The 16,447-nt window shown below is 65.5% G+C and carries 18 protein-coding genes; 7 read left to right on the top strand and 11 right to left on the bottom strand.

The features are described from left to right. Positions 1–2: 2 nt before the first annotated feature. The 3 genes from OGM61_04980 to OGM61_04970 all read right to left on the bottom strand — a co-directional run bounded on the left by OGM61_04980 (position 3) and on the right by OGM61_04970 (position 2,025). Complete coding sequence (locus OGM61_04980) at positions 3–953, bottom strand: metal ABC transporter substrate-binding protein (GenBank protein ID UYI85432.1); 951 nt, start codon at positions 951–953, stop codon at positions 3–5. After that, complete coding sequence (locus tag OGM61_04975) at positions 946–1,359, bottom strand: transcriptional repressor (protein ID UYI85431.1); 414 nt, start codon at positions 1,357–1,359, stop codon at positions 946–948. The genes OGM61_04980 and OGM61_04975 overlap by 8 nt, the downstream gene beginning before the upstream one ends. A 138-nt stretch (positions 1,360–1,497) precedes the next feature. Continuing rightward, positions 1,498–2,025 carry a CarD family transcriptional regulator gene (locus tag OGM61_04970; GenBank protein UYI85430.1) on the bottom strand — a complete coding sequence of 176 codons (528 nt, stop codon included), beginning with the start codon at positions 2,023–2,025 and terminating at the stop codon, positions 1,498–1,500. Between the two features lie 240 nt (positions 2,026–2,265). Here OGM61_04970 and OGM61_04965 point away from each other — a divergent pair, with 240 nt between their 5' ends. Then, on the top strand, positions 2,266–2,796 hold the full coding sequence (locus tag OGM61_04965; GenBank protein ID UYI85429.1) for a hypothetical protein: 531 nt from the start codon (positions 2,266–2,268) through the stop codon (positions 2,794–2,796). Between the two features lie 49 nt (positions 2,797–2,845). Here the strand turns inward: OGM61_04965 and OGM61_04960 are convergent, their stop codons facing one another. After that, complete coding sequence (locus OGM61_04960; protein ID UYI85428.1) at positions 2,846–4,093, bottom strand: serine hydroxymethyltransferase; 1,248 nt, start codon at positions 4,091–4,093, stop codon at positions 2,846–2,848. A gap of 118 nt (positions 4,094–4,211) precedes the next feature. On the opposite strand from OGM61_04960, the gene OGM61_04955 reads away from it, so the two are divergent. Next, entirely contained in the window at positions 4,212–4,688 is a 477-nt protein-coding gene (locus OGM61_04955) for a tryptophan-rich sensory protein (protein ID UYI85427.1), read from the top strand. Between the two features lie 83 nt (positions 4,689–4,771). Further along, positions 4,772–5,833 carry an endonuclease gene (locus OGM61_04950; protein UYI85426.1) on the top strand — a complete coding sequence of 354 codons (1,062 nt, stop codon included), beginning with the start codon at positions 4,772–4,774 and terminating at the stop codon, positions 5,831–5,833. A 44-nt stretch (positions 5,834–5,877) separates the two neighbouring features. Here OGM61_04950 and OGM61_04945 read toward each other — a convergent pair whose 3' ends face one another. Genes OGM61_04945 through OGM61_04935 form a run of 3 tightly spaced genes read right to left on the bottom strand, consistent with a single transcriptional unit; the run spans position 5,878 to position 8,780 of the window. Next, positions 5,878–6,954 (bottom strand): galactokinase, encoded by a 1,077-nt coding sequence (locus OGM61_04945; protein UYI85425.1) that lies wholly within the window; start codon positions 6,952–6,954, stop codon positions 5,878–5,880. Positions 6,955–7,011: 57 nt separating this feature from the next. Next, positions 7,012–7,950: a transketolase family protein gene (locus OGM61_04940; GenBank protein ID UYI85424.1), complete on the bottom strand. Its 939-nt coding sequence runs from the start codon at positions 7,948–7,950 to the stop codon at positions 7,012–7,014. Then, positions 7,950–8,780 (bottom strand): transketolase, encoded by an 831-nt coding sequence (locus OGM61_04935; GenBank protein ID UYI85423.1) that lies wholly within the window; start codon positions 8,778–8,780, stop codon positions 7,950–7,952. Before OGM61_04935 ends, OGM61_04940 begins: the two co-directional genes overlap by 1 nt. A 197-nt stretch (positions 8,781–8,977) precedes the next feature. On the opposite strand from OGM61_04935, the gene OGM61_04930 reads away from it, so the two are divergent. The 3 genes from OGM61_04930 to OGM61_04920 all read left to right on the top strand — a co-directional run bounded on the left by OGM61_04930 (position 8,978) and on the right by OGM61_04920 (position 12,176). After that, entirely contained in the window at positions 8,978–10,438 is a 1,461-nt protein-coding gene (locus OGM61_04930) for a nicotinate phosphoribosyltransferase (protein ID UYI85422.1), read from the top strand. A 3-nt stretch (positions 10,439–10,441) separates the two neighbouring features. Then, a complete protein-coding gene (locus OGM61_04925; protein UYI85421.1) occupies positions 10,442–10,954 on the top strand; it encodes a transcription repressor NadR in 513 nt (170 codons plus the stop codon). Between the two features lie 103 nt (positions 10,955–11,057). Next, positions 11,058–12,176, top strand: coding sequence for a PTS sugar transporter subunit IIC (locus OGM61_04920; GenBank protein UYI85420.1), 1,119 nt, complete (start codon positions 11,058–11,060; stop codon positions 12,174–12,176). Between the two features lie 53 nt (positions 12,177–12,229). Here OGM61_04920 and OGM61_04915 read toward each other — a convergent pair whose 3' ends face one another. Continuing rightward, positions 12,230–13,210 carry a sulfite exporter TauE/SafE family protein gene (locus OGM61_04915; protein ID UYI85419.1) on the bottom strand — a complete coding sequence of 327 codons (981 nt, stop codon included), beginning with the start codon at positions 13,208–13,210 and terminating at the stop codon, positions 12,230–12,232. Beyond that, complete coding sequence (locus OGM61_04910; protein ID UYI85418.1) at positions 13,207–14,748, bottom strand: cation transporter; 1,542 nt, start codon at positions 14,746–14,748, stop codon at positions 13,207–13,209. Before OGM61_04910 ends, OGM61_04915 begins: the two co-directional genes overlap by 4 nt. 158 nt (positions 14,749–14,906) lie before the next feature. Between OGM61_04910 and OGM61_04905 the strand changes: the two genes are divergently transcribed. After that, positions 14,907–15,488, top strand: a complete 582-nt coding sequence (locus OGM61_04905; GenBank protein UYI85417.1) for a TetR/AcrR family transcriptional regulator — start codon at positions 14,907–14,909, stop codon at positions 15,486–15,488. A 76-nt stretch (positions 15,489–15,564) separates the two neighbouring features. Here the strand turns inward: OGM61_04905 and OGM61_04900 are convergent, their stop codons facing one another. Then, on the bottom strand, positions 15,565–16,272 hold the full coding sequence (locus OGM61_04900; GenBank protein ID UYI85416.1) for a GntR family transcriptional regulator: 708 nt from the start codon (positions 16,270–16,272) through the stop codon (positions 15,565–15,567). Beyond that, positions 16,272–16,433, bottom strand: a complete 162-nt coding sequence (locus tag OGM61_04895; protein UYI85415.1) for a hypothetical protein — start codon at positions 16,431–16,433, stop codon at positions 16,272–16,274. The genes OGM61_04900 and OGM61_04895 overlap by 1 nt, the downstream gene beginning before the upstream one ends. Between the last annotated feature and the right edge of the window lie 14 nt (positions 16,434–16,447).

Raw genomic sequence — 16,447 nt, 5'->3', positions numbered from 1 at the left:
AATTAGTTCAATGCCTCCCGCAGCGCCTGCACATTGCGCTCCATGAGCTGCAGGTACGTCGCGCCGTCTGCAAATGCCTGCGCCGTCACGTTGTGACAGGTCGCAAACTCCAGTTTTTTCGTGCCCGTGGCCTCGCAGATCGTGTCGGCGAGCTTGCCGTTCGACAGCTCGATCGTGAACACGACCGGGATGTTCTCCGCGCGCACCTTGTCGATCAGAAACGCCACCGTGGCCGCCGATGGCTCGGCCGCATCCGCGCAGCCGGTATAGGCAGCATAATAGTCCAGACCATAGGCCTCGGCAAAATACCGCAGTGGGAAACGGTCTGCAAAAACCATCGTTTTTCGAGCTGCATGCGCCACTACATCCTGAAATTCCGCATCCAGCTGCTCCAGCTTCTCCACATAGTCCCCACACCGCTGCGCATACGCCGCTGCGTGCGCGCTGTCGGCCGCAGCAAACGTATCCGAGAGCTTCTGGCAGATGCGCGCCGCGTTGCGCGGCGACGTCCAGACGTGCTCGTCCGGCTCCGTGCCGTCGGCCTCGTGGTCGTGCTTTTCCGTCTGCATGCCCTCGACGGTCTCCTCGTCGAGCAGCTCCACGCAGTCCATGAGCGTCACGACGCGCAGGTTCGGGTTGTCTACACCCTCAAGCACGGTCTTGACCCAGGCGTCCGACTCGCCGCCGACGTAGACGAACACGTCGGCATTGCGGATGGCAATGATGTCTTTCGGCGTCGGCTCATAGGAGTGCACCTCGCAGCCGGGGCGCAGCAGCATCGTGACCGACACATCGTCTCCGCCGACCTGGCGCGCGAAATCGTAGGGCGCGAAGATCGTCGTGACGACGTGGAGCTTGCCGTCGTCCGCGTCCGGATTCTGCTGCACGGTGCAGCCCGAAAACGCCGACATGGCCAGCACCATTGCCAGCAGCACACACAGGCTCTTACGCATGGCCGTCACGCTTTCTGCCGCAGGCGGCGCACGTGCCGTAGATCGTCGTGCTGCGGCCATCGACCGTGAAGCCGGCCGCGCGCAGCAGGTCCGACTGCAGCGCATCGGACACGTCCTCGTCCAGATGGATCAGCCGCCCGCAGTCCACGCACTTGAGGTGCAGGTGCGCGTCGCAGTGGCCGGGGTCCATGGCCTGATAGGCCGCGCTGCCGCCGCTCTCGGGCGCGAAGCGGCGCACGGTACCCTCTTCGACCAGGCGGTCAAGCGCACGGTAGACCGTGCTGCGGCCGGGAGCTTCGTCGCCCATGGCCGCGAGCAGCTGCTCGACCGTGAACTGCTCGTCCGCGTGCGCAGACAAAAACGCCAGCAGCGCACAGCGCTGCTGCGTGTGATAACTGTTTCGCATGGTTTCGCCTCCAAATCGGGAATGAGTCCCGAATTCAAGCCGTAGCATACACGCAGTTTGCCCGTCTGTCAAGGGGAAAATGTAAAAATGTAAAAAATCCCGCCGGACATTGCGTCCGGCGGGATCTTGGGTTTGGATTCAGGCGAGGGCGGCCTCCGGCTCGCCCGCATCGCCGAGCGTGTCGCTGATGAACTGCGGCACCTGCTCGCGCGGCATGTCCAGCGCGATGGCAAGCTCTCCGTGGAGCATCTCCTCGGCGCGCTTCATATAGCGCTCGTCGACGAGGCCGAGCTTCTTGCCGCGCTCGGCCATCCGGCGGCGCTTGGCGCGCACGTCCTTGATCAACTGCAGAAGATCTGCGCAGGTGTAATCCTGAATGCACTGCTGATAGTGCTCATTGAGAAAGCGGAGGTTGGAATTTTCATAGACCTGCGCGGTCATCTGCGGAATGCGGTCAATGAGCGCGAGCGCCTCCTCGCGCGTGATCACAGGCCGCATGAACACCTTGCTGTCCACGGGTGTGAACACCTTGCCCTCCCGGTAGATGGGCGCGAGCGTATAGTACTCCCGGTGCTTGTCCACACCGGAGATCTTCGGCGTACCGATCTCCTCCACGCGGCAGACGCCCTCGTTGCCATACACGATCAACTGACCAATTTCGTACATTTGAATATCCTTTCCTCAGCCAAACAAAACCAAAAACAAACAAAGCAGGGCGGCATTGCAGCCGCACTGCGGCCGCAACCCTGCCCCCTAATAGATAGTTTAGCACAAAATTTGCAAAAAGGTAAGACTTTTTTCATTTAGGACTTGATTTTTTTACGGAAACGGATAGAATAAACAATTTATAGAGCGTAAAGGCAGGAAGGAAAATCCGCATTTGCTACTTTGAGGGGGAAAATCAGGATGCATATCGGGTGGAACCGCATCTGGAAAGTGCTGCTGGGCTGTGCCTGCGTCATCGGGAGCATCGTCCTACTCGCCTGTGGGCAGGTCGGCTGGGGCATTGCGGCATTGGAAGCAGCCGTGCTGCTGCTCGCGCTGCAATATGCGCCGCGCGCGGCGCGGCTGCGGAAAACGTGGTGGTTCGTGGAGCTGGTGCTCGTGCTCGCCGTCACCGTGGGGTACGCCGGCTTTGCCGCCGTGCGCGCAGCGCAGACACCGGCGTCCGCCGTCGTCATCACGACGGAGCGCAGCGTGCCGCCGGTCACGCCGGCGCCGGAGACCGCAGCGCCGGAACCGACCGCCACACCGGAGCCGACGCCCGCACCCGACACAGCGGAGGCGACCTGTGTCGCCAGCCGCAAGGCAAAGAAATACCACCAGCCGTCGTGCCAGTACGCCGCCAAGATCAAGGACGAGAACCTCGTGACCTTTGACAGCGCCGCGCAGGCGCAGGCCGCGGGCTATGCGCCCTGCGGCGCGTGCAAACCATAAGAAAAACCGCGCTCCCGTGTATCGGGAGCGCGGTTTTGCCGTTTGGAGATCACATGTGCAGATCCGGGTAGAGCGGGAAGCGCGCGCACAGATCCAGAACCTGCGCACGCACGGCGGGCACGGCGGCCTCGCCCTCGTCGATCAGGCGGCAGATGAGCGCGCCGATCTCGCGCATCTCCCCCTCGCCCATGCCGCGGGTCGTGACGGCCGGCGTGCCGAGCCGCACGCCGCTCGTGACGCGCACGGACTGCGTGTCGAACGGGATGGTGTTTTTATTGGCGGTGATGTTCGCCGCGTCGAGCAGGTCCTGCATCTGCGCGCCAGTGCGGCCGCGGCTGTAGACGTCGGCCAGCATGAGATGGTTGTCCGTGCCGCCGGAAACAAGGCGCACACCGCCCTGCTGCAGCGTCTCGGCGAGCACGGCGGCATTTTTGACCACCTGCTGCTGATAGGCGCGGAAGGCCGGCTGCAGCGCCTCGCCGAAGCAGACCGCCTTGCCGGCGATGACGTGCATGAGCGGGCCGCCCTGCGTGCCGGGGAAAACGGCGCTGTCGATCTTTTTGGCAAGCTCGTCGCGGCAGAGAATGATCGCACCGCGCGGGCCGCGCAGCGTCTTGTGCGTCGTGCAGGTGACGACATCGGCATACGGCACCGGACTCGGGTGCACGCCCGCGGCGACGAGGCCGCCGATGTGCGCCATGTCGACCATCAGGTACGCGCCGACGGAATCGGCAACAGCACGGAAGCGCGCAAAGTCGATCACGCGCGGATAGGCGCTCGCCCCGGCGATGATGAGCTTCGGTCGGACCTCCTCGGCCACACGCGCGAGCGCGTCATAGTCGATGGTCTCGGTCTCGGGGTCCACGCCGTAAAAATGCGCCTCAAAATATTTCCCGGACAAAGACGCCTTGCTGCCGTGCGTCAGGTGCCCGCCGTGGGAGAGGTTCATGCCGAGGATGCGGTCGCCCGGCTGCAGCAGCGCCGCGTACACGGCCATATTCGCCTGCGAGCCGGAGTGCGGCTGGACGTTGGCATGGTCGGCGCCGAAGAGCCGCGTCACGCGGTCGATGGCCAGACGCTCGACCTCGTCGACGTAGTCGCAGCCGCCGTAATAGCGCGCGCCGGGGTAGCCCTCGGCGTACTTATTCGTCAGGTGGCTGCCCACGGCCTCCATCACGGCCGGGCTCGTAAAATTCTCGGACGCGATCAGCTCCAGATGGTCGCGCTGGCGCCCCAGCTCCCGCTCCATGGAGGCGTACAGCTCCGGGTCGGCCTGCTTCAGGTGTTCATAATTCATATCGGAAACCTCCGTTTGTGTCAAAATCGCGCAACCAGTTTACCACAACTCAGACGTATTTAACAAGAGGAAGGCGCGTAAACTTATACTATCCCGATCTCGTCCGAGGTGATGCAAGTTGAACAAATGGAAGCGCATCCGCCCGTATGTTGCCTTCTGCGCGATCGCGCTGGCCGTCGGCGGCGCGTCGAGCCTCGCTACCCGCGCGGGCATGGCCGGCTTTGACCTGCTGACGAAGCCGCCGGCCGCCCCGCCGGACTGGCTGTTTCCCATCGCGTGGACGATTCTGTACCTGCTCATGGGCATCGCGATGGGGCTTGTCTGGCGCAGCAGCACCGGCCGCGCGCGCCAGGAGGCCACCGCGCTCTGGAGCATCCAGCTGGCCGTCAACGGTCTGTGGCCGGTGCTGTTTTTCCTGCTGGGTGCGCACGGGCCGGCGTTTTTCTGGCTCGTGGGGCTGATCGTGCTCGTGCTGTTTATGATCGCGGATTTTTCCCGCCGCAATGCCACGGCCGCATGGCTGAGCGCACCGTATCTGCTCTGGCTGCTGTTCGCGGCATATCTGAACCTCGGCATCTGGCTGCTCAATCGGTAAGGTTTGGGGAAAGATCACGTCAAGATTGTGTTTGCATGGCGCGGGAGATTGTGGTACACTGCCCCCGAGGAGGGAACTGCCCCATGAAAAAACCGCTTAAGATCATACTCATCATTCTGGCCGTCCTTGTCGGCCTGGTCGCCGCGCTGCTCATCTGGCTGACCGCTACGCAGCTGAATGTCAAGACCGAGACTGCCGTCGTGACCCACGGCGAGAACAGCACCGCCAGCTTCGCCCCGGGCGACGACGTGTCCATCCTGACGTGGAACGTCGGCTACGCCGGACTGGGCGAGGAGTCCGATTTCTTCATGGACGGTGGCAAGCAGGTGCGCGCGCCGAGCAAGGCCATCGTAGAGAAGAATATGGACGGCATCGTCAGCACCGTGAAGGAGCTGGACGCCGACTTCACGTTCCTGCAGGAGATCGAGGCCGACCCCTCGACCCGCTCCTACGGCATTGAAGAGGCCGAACGGATGCGCACCGAGACCGGACTCGACACCGCGCACGCGCGCAACTACAAATGTGCCTTCGTGCCCTACCCCATCCCGCCGATCGGCAAGGTGAGCTCCGGCATCATGACGCTCTCGACCGCGCCCATCGCCTCGGCCGAGCGCATCGCCCTGCCGAGCCCGTTCAAGTGGCCGGTATCGGTGGCCAACCTCAAGCGCTGCCTGATGCCGGTGTATATCGACCTCGAGGGCACGGACGCGCAGCTCGTGCTCGTCAACCTCCACCTGGAGGCGTATGACGACGGCGAAGGCAAGGCCGCGCAGACCGCCGCGCTCAAATCGTTCCTCGAACAGGAATACGCCAAGGGCAACTACGTCATCGCCGGCGGCGACTTCAACCAGACGTTCCCCGGCGGGCTGGACAAGTACCCGATCAAGAACGCCGATCTCTGGACGCCCGGCACACTCGACGACAGCATGCTGCCCGACGGCTGGCACTTTGCCTACGACACGGCCACGCCGACCTGCCGCCTCGACAACCAGCCCTATGATGCCGAGAGCGACGCCACGCAGCACTACGTGATCGACGGCTTCATCCTCTCGCCGAACGTGGAGCTCACGGGCGTACAGACGCAGGACGACGGCTTCCGCTTCTCCGACCACAACCCCGTGCTGCTGAATATCCGGCTCAAATAAAGCATATCAAAAAGCCCGCTTCCGACCGGAAGCGGGCTGATTTTTTATTTTGCGCGCGTGATGTGCAGCTCGCGGCAGGAATTTGGGCCGAAGAGCGCCTCCATCCCCTTTCGGTACGCGGGGAAGGCATCGCGCGGCATGAGCGCCTGCACGCACCCGGCAAAGCCGCCGCCGTGCACGCGCCACGCGCCCACGCCGTCGAGCAGCGCGGCCGCGCGCGCCAGCCCGCGCTCAAGCCGGTCGTCGCCGCCCGGGGCGCGGATGTTGCGCAGCAGCTGCTCCGACGAGCGGCCGGAGGCATTCATCAGGCGCAGGTACGTCTCGGCGTCCCGGTGCACGAGCGCGTCGCGCATGAGCGGCACGCGCGCGTTCTCCTCAAAAAAATGCGCCGCGCGGTCATCGGCAAGGCCCGGCTGCCGGTGGGCATAGAAATCCGCCGGATCGACCTGCGAGAGCGTCTCGGCGCCGAAGCGCCGCGCTACGCGGCACATATCGGCCGGCAGCGCCGCATACGCCGCCGTCAGCCCCGCGTGGCTGCCGCCGGTGTCCGTCAGGCTCAGCGTGAGGCCCATGTCGGCAAACGGCGCCGCGACCGGGGCGATCTCCCCGGCGGCGAAGTCGATGTACACCGCGCCGTCGAGCGCGCACGCGAGCTGATCCATGAGGCCGGACGGCTTGCCGAAGTGGCGGTTTTCCGCCTGCTGGCCGAAGCGCGCGAGCTGCTCGGGCGAGAACGCGCCGCCGTTGTAGAGCGCGTTGAAGATGCGGCCGACGAGGATCTCAAACGCGGCCGACGACGACAGGCCGCCGCCCGGCTTGAGCGCGGAGGACGCCCACGCCTCGAAGCCGCCGACAGCACCGCCGGCGTCCAGAATGGCCGCCGCCATGCCGCGCACGAGCGCCCACGGCTTGCCATACGCGCGTGGATCCACGGCCAGATCGTCGAGCGCGACCGTGAACGGCCGGTATCCCTTCGAGTGGATGCACACGCGGCGGTCACGCCGGCGCGTCGCACGCGCGGTGATGCCCACGTCCACGGAGGCCGCCAGCACGCGGCCGAGCTGATGATCGGTATGGTTTCCGGCCAGCTCCGTGCGGCCGGGGGCAAAAAATCGCTGCATGATCTTCCTCCGAAAAAAGCCGGCAGGCGTCCTGCCTGCCGGCTTCCGTGCAAAAACTCAGTGCTTGCGCGCGAGCACCCGCTCGATGCCGCGCACGACGCCGGCCGCGTCCACGCCGTACTTGGCCAGCAGGTCGGTGTACTTGCCGGTCTCGGTGAACGTGTCGGGGATGCCGACGAACTCCGTCGGCGCGCCCGTGCCGCCCCAGGCGAGCACTTCCGCCACGGCGCTGCCGAGGCCGCCGTAGATGTTGTGCTCCTCGGCGGTGACGATCGCGCCCGTCTCCTGCGCGCAGCGCAGGATGAGCTCGCGGTCGATGGGCTTGATGGAGTACATGTCCACCACGCGCACGGACACGCCGCGCGCGGCCATCTGCTCGGCCGCCTCGAGCGCCTTGTGCACGAGGATGCCGCAGGCGATGACGGTCACGTCCGTACCGTCGCGCACGATCGCGCCCTTGCCGCACTCGAACTTCGTGTTCTCGTCATACAGGTCCGGGTACACGTCGCGCGACAGGCGCAGGTACATCGGGCCGTAGGTGTCCACGGCGTACTTCGTGGCCCAGCGGGTGCTGGTCGCATCCGACGGGACGAGCACGGTCATGTTCGGCAGTGCGCGCATGACGGCGATGTCCTCCGTGGCGTGGTGCGTCGCGCCGTCGAGCGCGTCGGACATGCCGCAGTAAGCGCCGCCGAACTTCACGTTCAGGTTGCCGTAGCACACCTGCGCGCGCGCGGAGATGAGACCCAGCGTGGTCAGAAAGACCGTGAACGTGTTCACGAACGGGATCTTCCCGGTCGTGGCAAGGCCCGCCGCCGTGGCGACCATGTCGGACTCGGCGATACCCATATTGAAATGGCGCTCGGGGTGCGCCTTGGCGAAGATGCCGCTCTTGGTAGAACCGGACAGGTCAGCATCGAGCACGACGATGTTCTCATTGGTGTCGCCGAGCTCGGCGAGCACGGTGCCGTAAACTTCACGAATGGACTTTCCCATCACACGTTACCTCCCAGTTCCTGCATTGCCTGCGCGAATTCGGCGTCCGGAATGGCCTTGCCGTGCCAGGCGGACTTGCCCTCCATGAAGGACACGCCCTTGCCCTTGATCGTATCGGCGAGGATCACGGTCGGCACGCCCTTGCAGGCGACGGCCGCGTCGAGCGCAGCGTCGAGCGCCGCCAGATCGTGCCCGTCGCAGCGCAGCACGTTCCAGCCGAAGGCCTTCCACTTGCCGGGCAGGTCACGCAGCGGCATGATCTCGTCGGTCGTGCCGTCGAGCTGCACCTTGTTCCAGTCGACGATGGCGGTGAGGTTGTCAAGTCCGAACTTCACAGCCGAGGCGGCCGCCTCCCAGACGGCGCCCTCATCGAGCTCGCCGTCGCCGAGCACAGCGTACACGCGCGCATCGGAATGGTTCAGCTTCAGGCCGAGGGCCATGCCCTGCGCGGCGGCCAGGCCGATGCCCAGCGGGCCGGACGGCATATCCACGCCCGGCGTGCGCATGCACGGGTGGCCCTGCAGGGAGCTGCCGGTCTGGCGCAGGGTGTTCATGCTCTCGGTGGGCAGGAAGCCCTTGCCGATCAGGTTGCGGTAAAGCATGGGCGCGGCGTGACCCTTGCAGAGCACGAGCCGGTCACGGTCCGGATCGTCGGGGTGCGCGGCGTCCACATGCATGCGCTGCTGATACAGCAGCGTGAGGATCTCACAAACGGACAGGCTGCCGCCCGGGTGGCCGGACTGCGCGCCGTGGATGGCGGTGAGTACGTCGATCCGATACTGCCGGCAAAGCTCCTGGAGCTCGGCCGTGCGTTCCGGGGTCAAAGACATGGTGGTTTGTCCTCCTGTTTGATGTTACTTAATAAAGATACAACGCACGTTTTTTGATGTCAACGGCGCGAGCCGATTTTTCGCGCGTTTTCCCTTGTTAATTTTATAATCGTTGCTTTACCGGGCGACAATCGTTATAATCAAAGGGACTATATTTATTGTCTGCATCCCCGCAGACCATTCAGGAGGCGAGGTCAATGGACCCCAACAAAGCGCTCAACATGACCATGCTCTGCGATTTCTATGAGCTGACGATGGGCAACGGTTATCTTGAGCACGGCATGCAGGACCGCATCACGTATTTTGATGTGTTCTTCCGCAGCGTGCCGGACGACGGCGGCTACGCCATCGCCGCCGGTCTCGAGCAGATCATCGACTACATCGAGAACCTGCACTTCACCGACGAGGACATTGCCTATCTGCGCAGCCGGAAGCTGTTCAGCGAGGCATTTCTGGACTATCTGAAAAACTTCCGCTTCACCGGCGACATCTGGGCCGTGCCGGAGGGCACGCCCGTGTTCCCGCGCGAGCCGCTCATCACGGTGCGCGCGCCCGCCATCCAGGCGCAGCTCGTGGAGACGTATCTGCTGCTGCAGATCAACCACCAGAGCCTGATCGCCACGAAGGCCAGCCGCATCTGCCGCGCGGCACAGGGCCGCACGGTGCTCGAGTTCGGCTCCCGCCGCGCACAGGGCGCGGACGGTGCGATCCTCGGCGCGCGCGCTGCCTACATCGGCGGCTGCGCCGGCACCGCCTGCACGATCTCGGACGAGGTATACGGCGTGTACGCCGGCGGCACGATGGCGCACTCCTGGGTGCAGATGTTCGACTCCGAGCTCGACGCCTTCCGCGCCTACTGCCAGACGTACCCCGACAACGCCACCCTGCTCGTGGACACCTACAACAGCCTGCAGTCCGGCGTGCCGAACGCCATCCGCGCGTTCAACGAGGTGCTGCGGCCGAAGGGCATCACGCACTGCGGCATCCGCTTCGACTCCGGCGACATCGCCTACCTGACGAAGAAGGCGCGCAAAATGCTCGACGACGCCGGCTGGCCCGACTGCAAGATCACCGTATCCAACGCGCTCGATGAGCGCCTGATCGCGGGGTTGCTGCGCCAGGGCGCGCAGATCGACAGCTTCGGCGTGGGCGAGCGGCTCATCACCGCGCGCAGCGAGCCGGTGTTCGGCGGCGTGTACAAGCTCGCGGCCATCGAGGACGAGGACGGCAACATCATCCCGAAGATCAAGATCAGCGAGAACGTCGGCAAGATCACCAACCCCCACTTTAAAAAGGTCTACCGCTTTTACAGCAAGGACTCCGGCATGGCCGAGGCGGACTACATCTGCCTGCACGACGAGGTCGTGGACGACACACAGCCGCTCGAGATCTGCGATCCCGACGCGACGTGGAAGAAAAAAGTGCTCACCGACTTCACGGCGCGCGAGCTGCTCGTGCCCATCTTCCGCGACGGCAGGCTCGTGTATCAGAAGCCCGCGCTTGATGACATCCGCGCCTACTGCGCGCAGCAGCTTACCACGCTCTGGCCGGAGGTGCTGCGCTTCGACTACCCGCACAACTACTACGTTGACCTGTCGGAAAAGCTGCTGAAGATCAAGCTCGAGCTGCTCAACGCCGGCGGAAAGTCGCAGGGCTGAGCCGTGGAAGCTGCTGCCCGCCGTCAGGCCATTCTCAACCGGCTCCGGACGGCCGACCGGCCCGTGAGCGCGTCGAGTCTTGCCGCCGAGCTGAATGTCAGCCGCCAGATCATCGTGGGCGACATTGCACTCCTGCGCGCCGGCGGTGCCGAGATCTCCGCCACCCCGCGCGGCTACGTGCTGCCGCGGGCAACGGACGGCATCACGCGCACGATCGCCTGCCGCCACACGCTCGAGCAGACCGGGACCGAGCTCGACATCCTCGTCGACAACGGCTGCACCGTGCTCGATGTCATCGTCGAGCACCCGGTCTACGGCCAGCTCACCGGCCAGCTGCAGATCAGCAGCCGCTACGATGTGGAGCAGTTTCTCGCGCGCGTGCAGGCGCACGACGCTGCCCCGCTGAGCATGCTCACCGGCGGCATCCATCTGCACACGCTGCGCTGCCCGGACGCGGCCGCCTGCGAGCGCGCCTGCGCCGCGTTGAAAGCGGCCGGCCTGCTGCTGGACGATTGACAGAAGTTTAATTTAGTTGACAAGTGCACAGGAAGACTTTATAGTATGCTTTACAGGTGTCATGACACCTGTAAAGCATACTTATTTTCTGGAGGAATGCACTATGCAGCGGTTCCGGGACTTTCTGAAGCGAAAGGATATTGAGATCTCTCTGCGGCGCTACGGTATCGACGCGCTCGGCGCGATGGCACAGGGCCTGTTCTGCTCACTGCTGATCGGCACGATCCTCAACACGCTCGGTCAGCAGTTCCACATCGGTTTTCTCAACGCGATCATCTTCACCCTCGGCAAGGGCGACGCCGCGGTCGGCTACACGATCGGCGGGTGCGCATCGCTCATGGTCGGCCCGGCGATGGCGGTGGCCATCGGCTATGCGCTGCACGCGCCGGCGATGGTGCTGTTCTCGCTCGTCCCGGTCGGCTATGCGACCAACGCCATGGGCGGCGCCGGCGGCCCGCTGGCCGTGCTCGTGACGGCGATCATCGCGGCCGAGTTCGGCAAGGCCGTGAGCAAGGAGACGAAGGTGGATATCCTCGTCACGCCCATCGTCACGATCCTCGTCGGCATCGGGCTGGCCATGCTCGTGGCCGCGCCCATCGGTAAGGCGGCCAACTGGGTCGGCACGCTCATCATGTGGGCGACCGAGCAGCAGCCGTTCGTCATGGGCATCCTCGTGTCGGTCATCGTGGGCATCGCGCTCACGCTGCCGATCTCGTCGGCCGCCATCTGCGCGGCGCTCTCGCTCACGGGGCTCGCGGGCGGCGCGGCCGTGGCCGGCTGCTGCGCAAATATGGTGGGCTTCGCCGTGCTGAGCTTCCGCGAAAACGGCTGGGGCGGCCTGGTCAGCCAGGGACTCGGCACGAGCATGCTGCAGATGGGCAACATCGTGCGCAACCCGAAGATCTGGATCCCCGCCATCGTGACGTCGGCCATCACGGGCCCGATCGCCACGTGCGTCTTCAAGCTGCAGATGAACGGCGCGGCCGTCAACTCCGGCATGGGCACGTGCGGCCTGTGCGGCCCGATCGGTGTGTGGACCGGCTGGGTCGCACCGAGCGAGGCCGCCGTCGCCAACGGCGCCGTGGCCATCCAGCCCGGAGCGATGGACTGGATCGGGCTCGTGATGGTCTGCTTTGTGCTCCCGGCCGTGATCTGCTGGGCGATCGGTCTGCTGTGCCGCCGCCTCGGCTGGATCCGCGAGGGTGACCTGAAGCTGGACTAAATCCCCGTACATACAAAACCCCGCACAGGACGGTGTCCCGTGCGGGGTTTTCTTTACATCCCAAAGAGCCGAATGCCCTTGACGAGCATCGACAGCCCCAGCGTCACGACCAGCACGGCGCTGCCCTTGACGATGTATTTCATCCAGCCGCGCGGCAGAAACGACTGCAGCGCGCCGAACAGAAACAGCAGCGGCACCGTGCCGAGTGAGAACACCAGCATCACGAGCGCGCCGCGCGCGGCGCTGCCGCTGCTCATGGCGCAGAGCCACATGGCGCTGAGTGCGCCGCACGGCATGACGCCCGTGAGCAGGCCGATGATGAGCGGCCTGCCGGCAAAGCGGCGGCGCGTGCGCGCATTGAGGCTGCACGCACCGGGCAGCTCCGTCTCCGTACTGCGCAGGCCCGGCAGGATGCCCGCCATGCGCAGGCCCATGAGCAGCACGAGCGCGCCCGCAACGGTAAAGACCATGCTCTTAATGTTCGGCGTGTAGGTGATGACCGCGCCGAGCGCGCCGCAGAGCGCGCCGACCGCCGTATACGACACGACGCGCCCGCCATTGTACGCAGCCGAGGCGATGAGCCCGCGCTTGCTGCGGGCGGTCACGCCGCGCGCGTCCGTCGTCTGCGCGAGCAGAATGCCGCCGCACATGCCGATGCAGTGCGTGCTCGTGAGCAGGCCGACGAGAAACACGAGGCCGAGCGAGGCATTGTCCGCGAGCGCCGGGACTTTCACGAGCGCGAGCAGCTTCGGCAGCCCCGAGTAGAGCACGCCCACGAGCGCAAGACAGATCCCATCGACCACCACGCCGCCCATGCCGTGCGTGCCCGGCGGATAGCCGGCATTCGTGAGCTCCTGCCGCAGCGTGTCCTCCGTGACGATGTTCGGATCATACGTGATCGTCACGCGGCCGCGCCAGTAGTGCGCCTGTGCGGAGACGACGCCGCGCGTGTGCAGCAGCGCATCCGCGATGGCGTCCTCGCACGCCCGGCAGATTATGCCGGACACATTCAGCTCCAGAACCGTGGTCGTCATGGCCGCTCCCTCTTCGTTTCTTTCCCGCGCAGCGCACACAGCAGCACGCCGCCGGATGCACCGCACGCAAGCACCGCCGCCGCGGCCGGGCCGATCACCCCGCACGCAGCCAGCGGCAGACACACGGCATGATACGCCAGCAGCAGCCAGATGCACCGGCGCACGGTGCGCGCCGTCCGCGCGGCCGACGCCTCCGCGCCGTGCGTGAGCAGCTCGCCCCGCTCGGCCGCTCGGCCGATCTCTGCCGGCGCGGCGACACCCGCGGCCTGCCCGGCCGCGCCGGGACACGTGGCGGCCAGCACAGCGCACGTACAGGTCAGCGCGCGGGCCAGATCGCCCGGCTGCCGCCAGAAAAGCCATACGGCGCCAACGCCGATCGCCAAAAGGACGAGCAGCGCGGTGAGGCGTGATGCCGCCCGCTCGAGCCGCACCTGCTCCGGTGTGCGCACGGTCTGTGCGCGCTGCAGGGCTGCGATCGTCCGCTGCAGCGCCGTCGCGTCGCCGATCGCCGTGGGCGTGATGAATGCGCTGCCCGCGCGGTTGAGCGTGCCGGCCAGAACTGCGTCCCCCACCGCCTTTTCCGCCGGCCGGGCTGCGCCCGTGAGGGCGGATGCATCGACTGTGCAGGTGCCGGAGCACACGACGCCGTCGACCGGGACACGCTCGCCCGGCAGAACGCGCACCACGTTGCGCGGCGTGAGCGCGTCGGCGTCCACCTGCGTCCCCACGCCGTCCCGCACGACCGTCGCCGTGCGCGGGCGCAGATGCCGCAGCCGCCGCACCGGTACGTGAAGCGCCCCGCGCACCAGCTGCGCCGCGTACTTCCCCGCCAGCAGCGCGCAGACGATGCCGCACGGCGCGGGAAAGCACGGCCGCAGGCCCGTGAAGGCCGCATAGGCACTGTACGCAAACAGGATAAGCGCTGCGAGCAGACCGGGTGCGTCCGGCCCGAGACTGCCGCCGCGCAGCACGCGCCACGTGCCGCGCCAGAGCGCTGCGCCCGCGCCGAAGAGCACCGCTGCCGCCAGCGCAAGCTGCACGAGCTCCGGCAGCCGCCACAGCATCAGCGCCGTGAGCAGCACGCCAAATCCCAACCGGCGCGCCAGCCGCTGGCGCGTCCGGCCCTGCTGGGCCTCCTCGCCGCCGCGCTGCGCCGTCAGCTCCGCGCCCGGGCCGAGCACCGCCGGGAGCGCCGCAGCGTCCGTGCCGACCGGCCAGAGCGTCACCATGAAGGTATCGCCCGCGCGCGCAGCGCTGCGCACGCCGAACACCGCCCGCAACCGCGCCTCCGCCCCGTCGTCCGCGCCCGGGCAGCGCAGCTCCGCCGTCTCGACCGGCACATCAAAGCCCGCGCGCTGTACGCAGCGCGCGATCTCACCGAGGCCGACGGCCGCCTCGTCATACGTCAGGCGTGCGCAGCCGGCCGTGTCGCTCACGAACACCGCATGCACCCCCGGCAGCCCCCGCAGCGCGCACACGATGCGCACCGCGCAGGCGCCGCAGTCCATGCCCGAGATGCGCAGGATCACGTCCGTCATTTTTGCCGCCGCCTTTCGTGATTTACCAACTGGTCAGCAAAAAAGATAGCACGCTGCAACAATTTTGTCAAGGCGCGGCGTGGATTTTCCCGGCCATTTGACGGACGTCGAAAATCGCAGTATAATCGAGACATCCCAGTAGCCCGGAGGCGACCAAGATGCCGATCATTGTCGACCGTGACCAGATCCGCATGGACATTCTCATGGCGTTTCAGCGCTGCATCGAGCGCAAGCCCATGATGAACGTGTCCCTGCGCGACATTGCAGCCGAGGCGGGCATGAGCCACGCCAAGCTGCTCAACTATTTCGAGAGCAAAAACGATCTCATCCTCGCGTATGTGCGCTATACGCGCGAATATATGAGCGAGAAGTGCAGCCAGTGGTTCGCCGGGCACGACCGCGCGGACTATGCCTCCAACCTCGCGTACATGAACGCTTTTATGGACTATGTGGCCAACGCCCCGGCGCACGAGCAGCGCCCGAACGCCACGACGCAGACCTATGTCCTCGCACGCTACGACCCCGAGATCGGCCGGCTCGTGCAGGAGGAGTTCCGCGCGTGGCGCACGCTCATGGAGCAGTGCCTCATCCGCATCTACGGCGAGGAGGTCGGTATGCACGAGGCCGAGGCGATGATGATCCTCATCGCCGGCACGTTCATCTGCAACTACAATCAGGCGCTCACCGGCGAGATCAATGACAACATTCTCGGCTATCTCGGCAACCTGAACCGCTCCTGACACCGAAAAAGTCATCCGCCTGACGGCAGCAGCCGTCAGGCGGATTTACATAGGGGGGGAAGGATGTGAAAAGGTATTACTCGTTTGGGTGTGCATCACAGTAGTGATGATAGATATTCTCGATATACAGCGCAGCGTCGCGGCCGCGGCCCTCGGCGAGCATGGCAGTGATGCGCGTTTCCTGCTCGATGACCGTCTCCGGCCCCCAGAAGGTCACGCACCGCTCCCAGAGCACGCCGCTCACGTCCGCGAGGCTGTTCATGAGCAGCGGGAAGATGAGGTTGCCGCTCAGCTCGGTGATGGTCGTGTCAAACTTGCGCATCCACCGCGCGTAGGCAGCGATGCCCTCCCCCGCGGCGAGGGACGTGCGCAGCCCGTCGGTAATGGCGCGCAGCTGGTCGATATCGGCCGGCGTGCCGCGCTCGCCGAGCAGGATCATGGCGCCGCCCTCGATCGCGTCGCGCGCCTCGACGAGGGAGCTCTCGATGGCATGGTCGAACTGGCCGCCGTATTTCCCGAGGGCCATGAGCGTCTCAAAATTGCCGTGGCGGGCGTAGTCCTCGATGTAGTTGCCGCGGCGCGGCTCCATGCGCACGAAGCCCATGCGCTCGAGATCCTCGAGCCCGGTGTGCACCATCGAGCGGCTGATGTGCATCTGCTCGGACAGTTCGCGCTCCGACGGCAGCCGGTCGCCGACCCGGAGCTCACCGGAAAAGATCATGCCGATGACCTGATCGACGAACAGTTCCCGGAGCGTCGGGGCCTGAATCTGCTGAAATCCCATCAGACCTTCTCGTCGACCTTGCGGTGGTCGTAGAGCTTATCCAGCAGCGGGCGCACCAGGAAATAGATCGCCTTGTTATCGAGATTGAACCAGTAGATAAGCATGCTCCCCACCCAGACGCCGGCCGCGCCGAGGAGCAGCTTTGGCAGCAGTTTTTTCATCGTCATTTCCTCCT

The sequence above is a fragment of the Clostridiales bacterium genome (assembly GCA_025757645.1).
Classification (GTDB): Bacteria; Bacillota; Clostridia; order Oscillospirales; family Oscillospiraceae; genus CAG-103.
The sequence above is the reverse complement of the archived record's forward strand: the minus strand, read 5'-3'. Positions and strand labels throughout refer to the sequence as shown.

What these genes read in the sequence shown, in the direction of transcription:
- OGM61_04975 (UYI85431.1), bottom strand. Translation starts at nt 1,359, where the DNA reads ATGCGAAACAGTTATCACACGCAGCAGCGCTGTGCGCTGCTGGCGTTT.
- OGM61_04945 (UYI85425.1), bottom strand. Translation starts at nt 6,954, where the DNA reads ATGCAGCGATTTTTTGCCCCCGGCCGCACGGAGCTGGCCGGAAACCAT.
- OGM61_04895 (UYI85415.1), bottom strand. Translation starts at nt 16,433, where the DNA reads ATGAAAAAACTGCTGCCAAAGCTGCTCCTCGGCGCGGCCGGCGTCTGG.
- OGM61_04970 (UYI85430.1), bottom strand. Translation starts at nt 2,025, where the DNA reads ATGTACGAAATTGGTCAGTTGATCGTGTATGGCAACGAGGGCGTCTGC.
- OGM61_04965 (UYI85429.1), top strand. Translation starts at nt 2,266, where the DNA reads ATGCATATCGGGTGGAACCGCATCTGGAAAGTGCTGCTGGGCTGTGCC.
- OGM61_04915 (UYI85419.1), bottom strand. Translation starts at nt 13,210, where the DNA reads ATGACGACCACGGTTCTGGAGCTGAATGTGTCCGGCATAATCTGCCGG.
- OGM61_04960 (UYI85428.1), bottom strand. Translation starts at nt 4,093, where the DNA reads ATGAATTATGAACACCTGAAGCAGGCCGACCCGGAGCTGTACGCCTCC.
- OGM61_04905 (UYI85417.1), top strand. Translation starts at nt 14,907, where the DNA reads ATGCCGATCATTGTCGACCGTGACCAGATCCGCATGGACATTCTCATG.
- OGM61_04935 (UYI85423.1), bottom strand. Translation starts at nt 8,780, where the DNA reads ATGTCTTTGACCCCGGAACGCACGGCCGAGCTCCAGGAGCTTTGCCGG.
- OGM61_04930 (UYI85422.1), top strand. Translation starts at nt 8,978, where the DNA reads ATGGACCCCAACAAAGCGCTCAACATGACCATGCTCTGCGATTTCTAT.
- OGM61_04920 (UYI85420.1), top strand. Translation starts at nt 11,058, where the DNA reads ATGCAGCGGTTCCGGGACTTTCTGAAGCGAAAGGATATTGAGATCTCT.
- OGM61_04940 (UYI85424.1), bottom strand. Translation starts at nt 7,950, where the DNA reads ATGGGAAAGTCCATTCGTGAAGTTTACGGCACCGTGCTCGCCGAGCTC.
- OGM61_04980 (UYI85432.1), bottom strand. Translation starts at nt 953, where the DNA reads ATGCGTAAGAGCCTGTGTGTGCTGCTGGCAATGGTGCTGGCCATGTCG.
- OGM61_04900 (UYI85416.1), bottom strand. Translation starts at nt 16,272, where the DNA reads ATGGGATTTCAGCAGATTCAGGCCCCGACGCTCCGGGAACTGTTCGTC.
- OGM61_04950 (UYI85426.1), top strand. Translation starts at nt 4,772, where the DNA reads ATGAAAAAACCGCTTAAGATCATACTCATCATTCTGGCCGTCCTTGTC.
- OGM61_04910 (UYI85418.1), bottom strand. Translation starts at nt 14,748, where the DNA reads ATGACGGACGTGATCCTGCGCATCTCGGGCATGGACTGCGGCGCCTGC.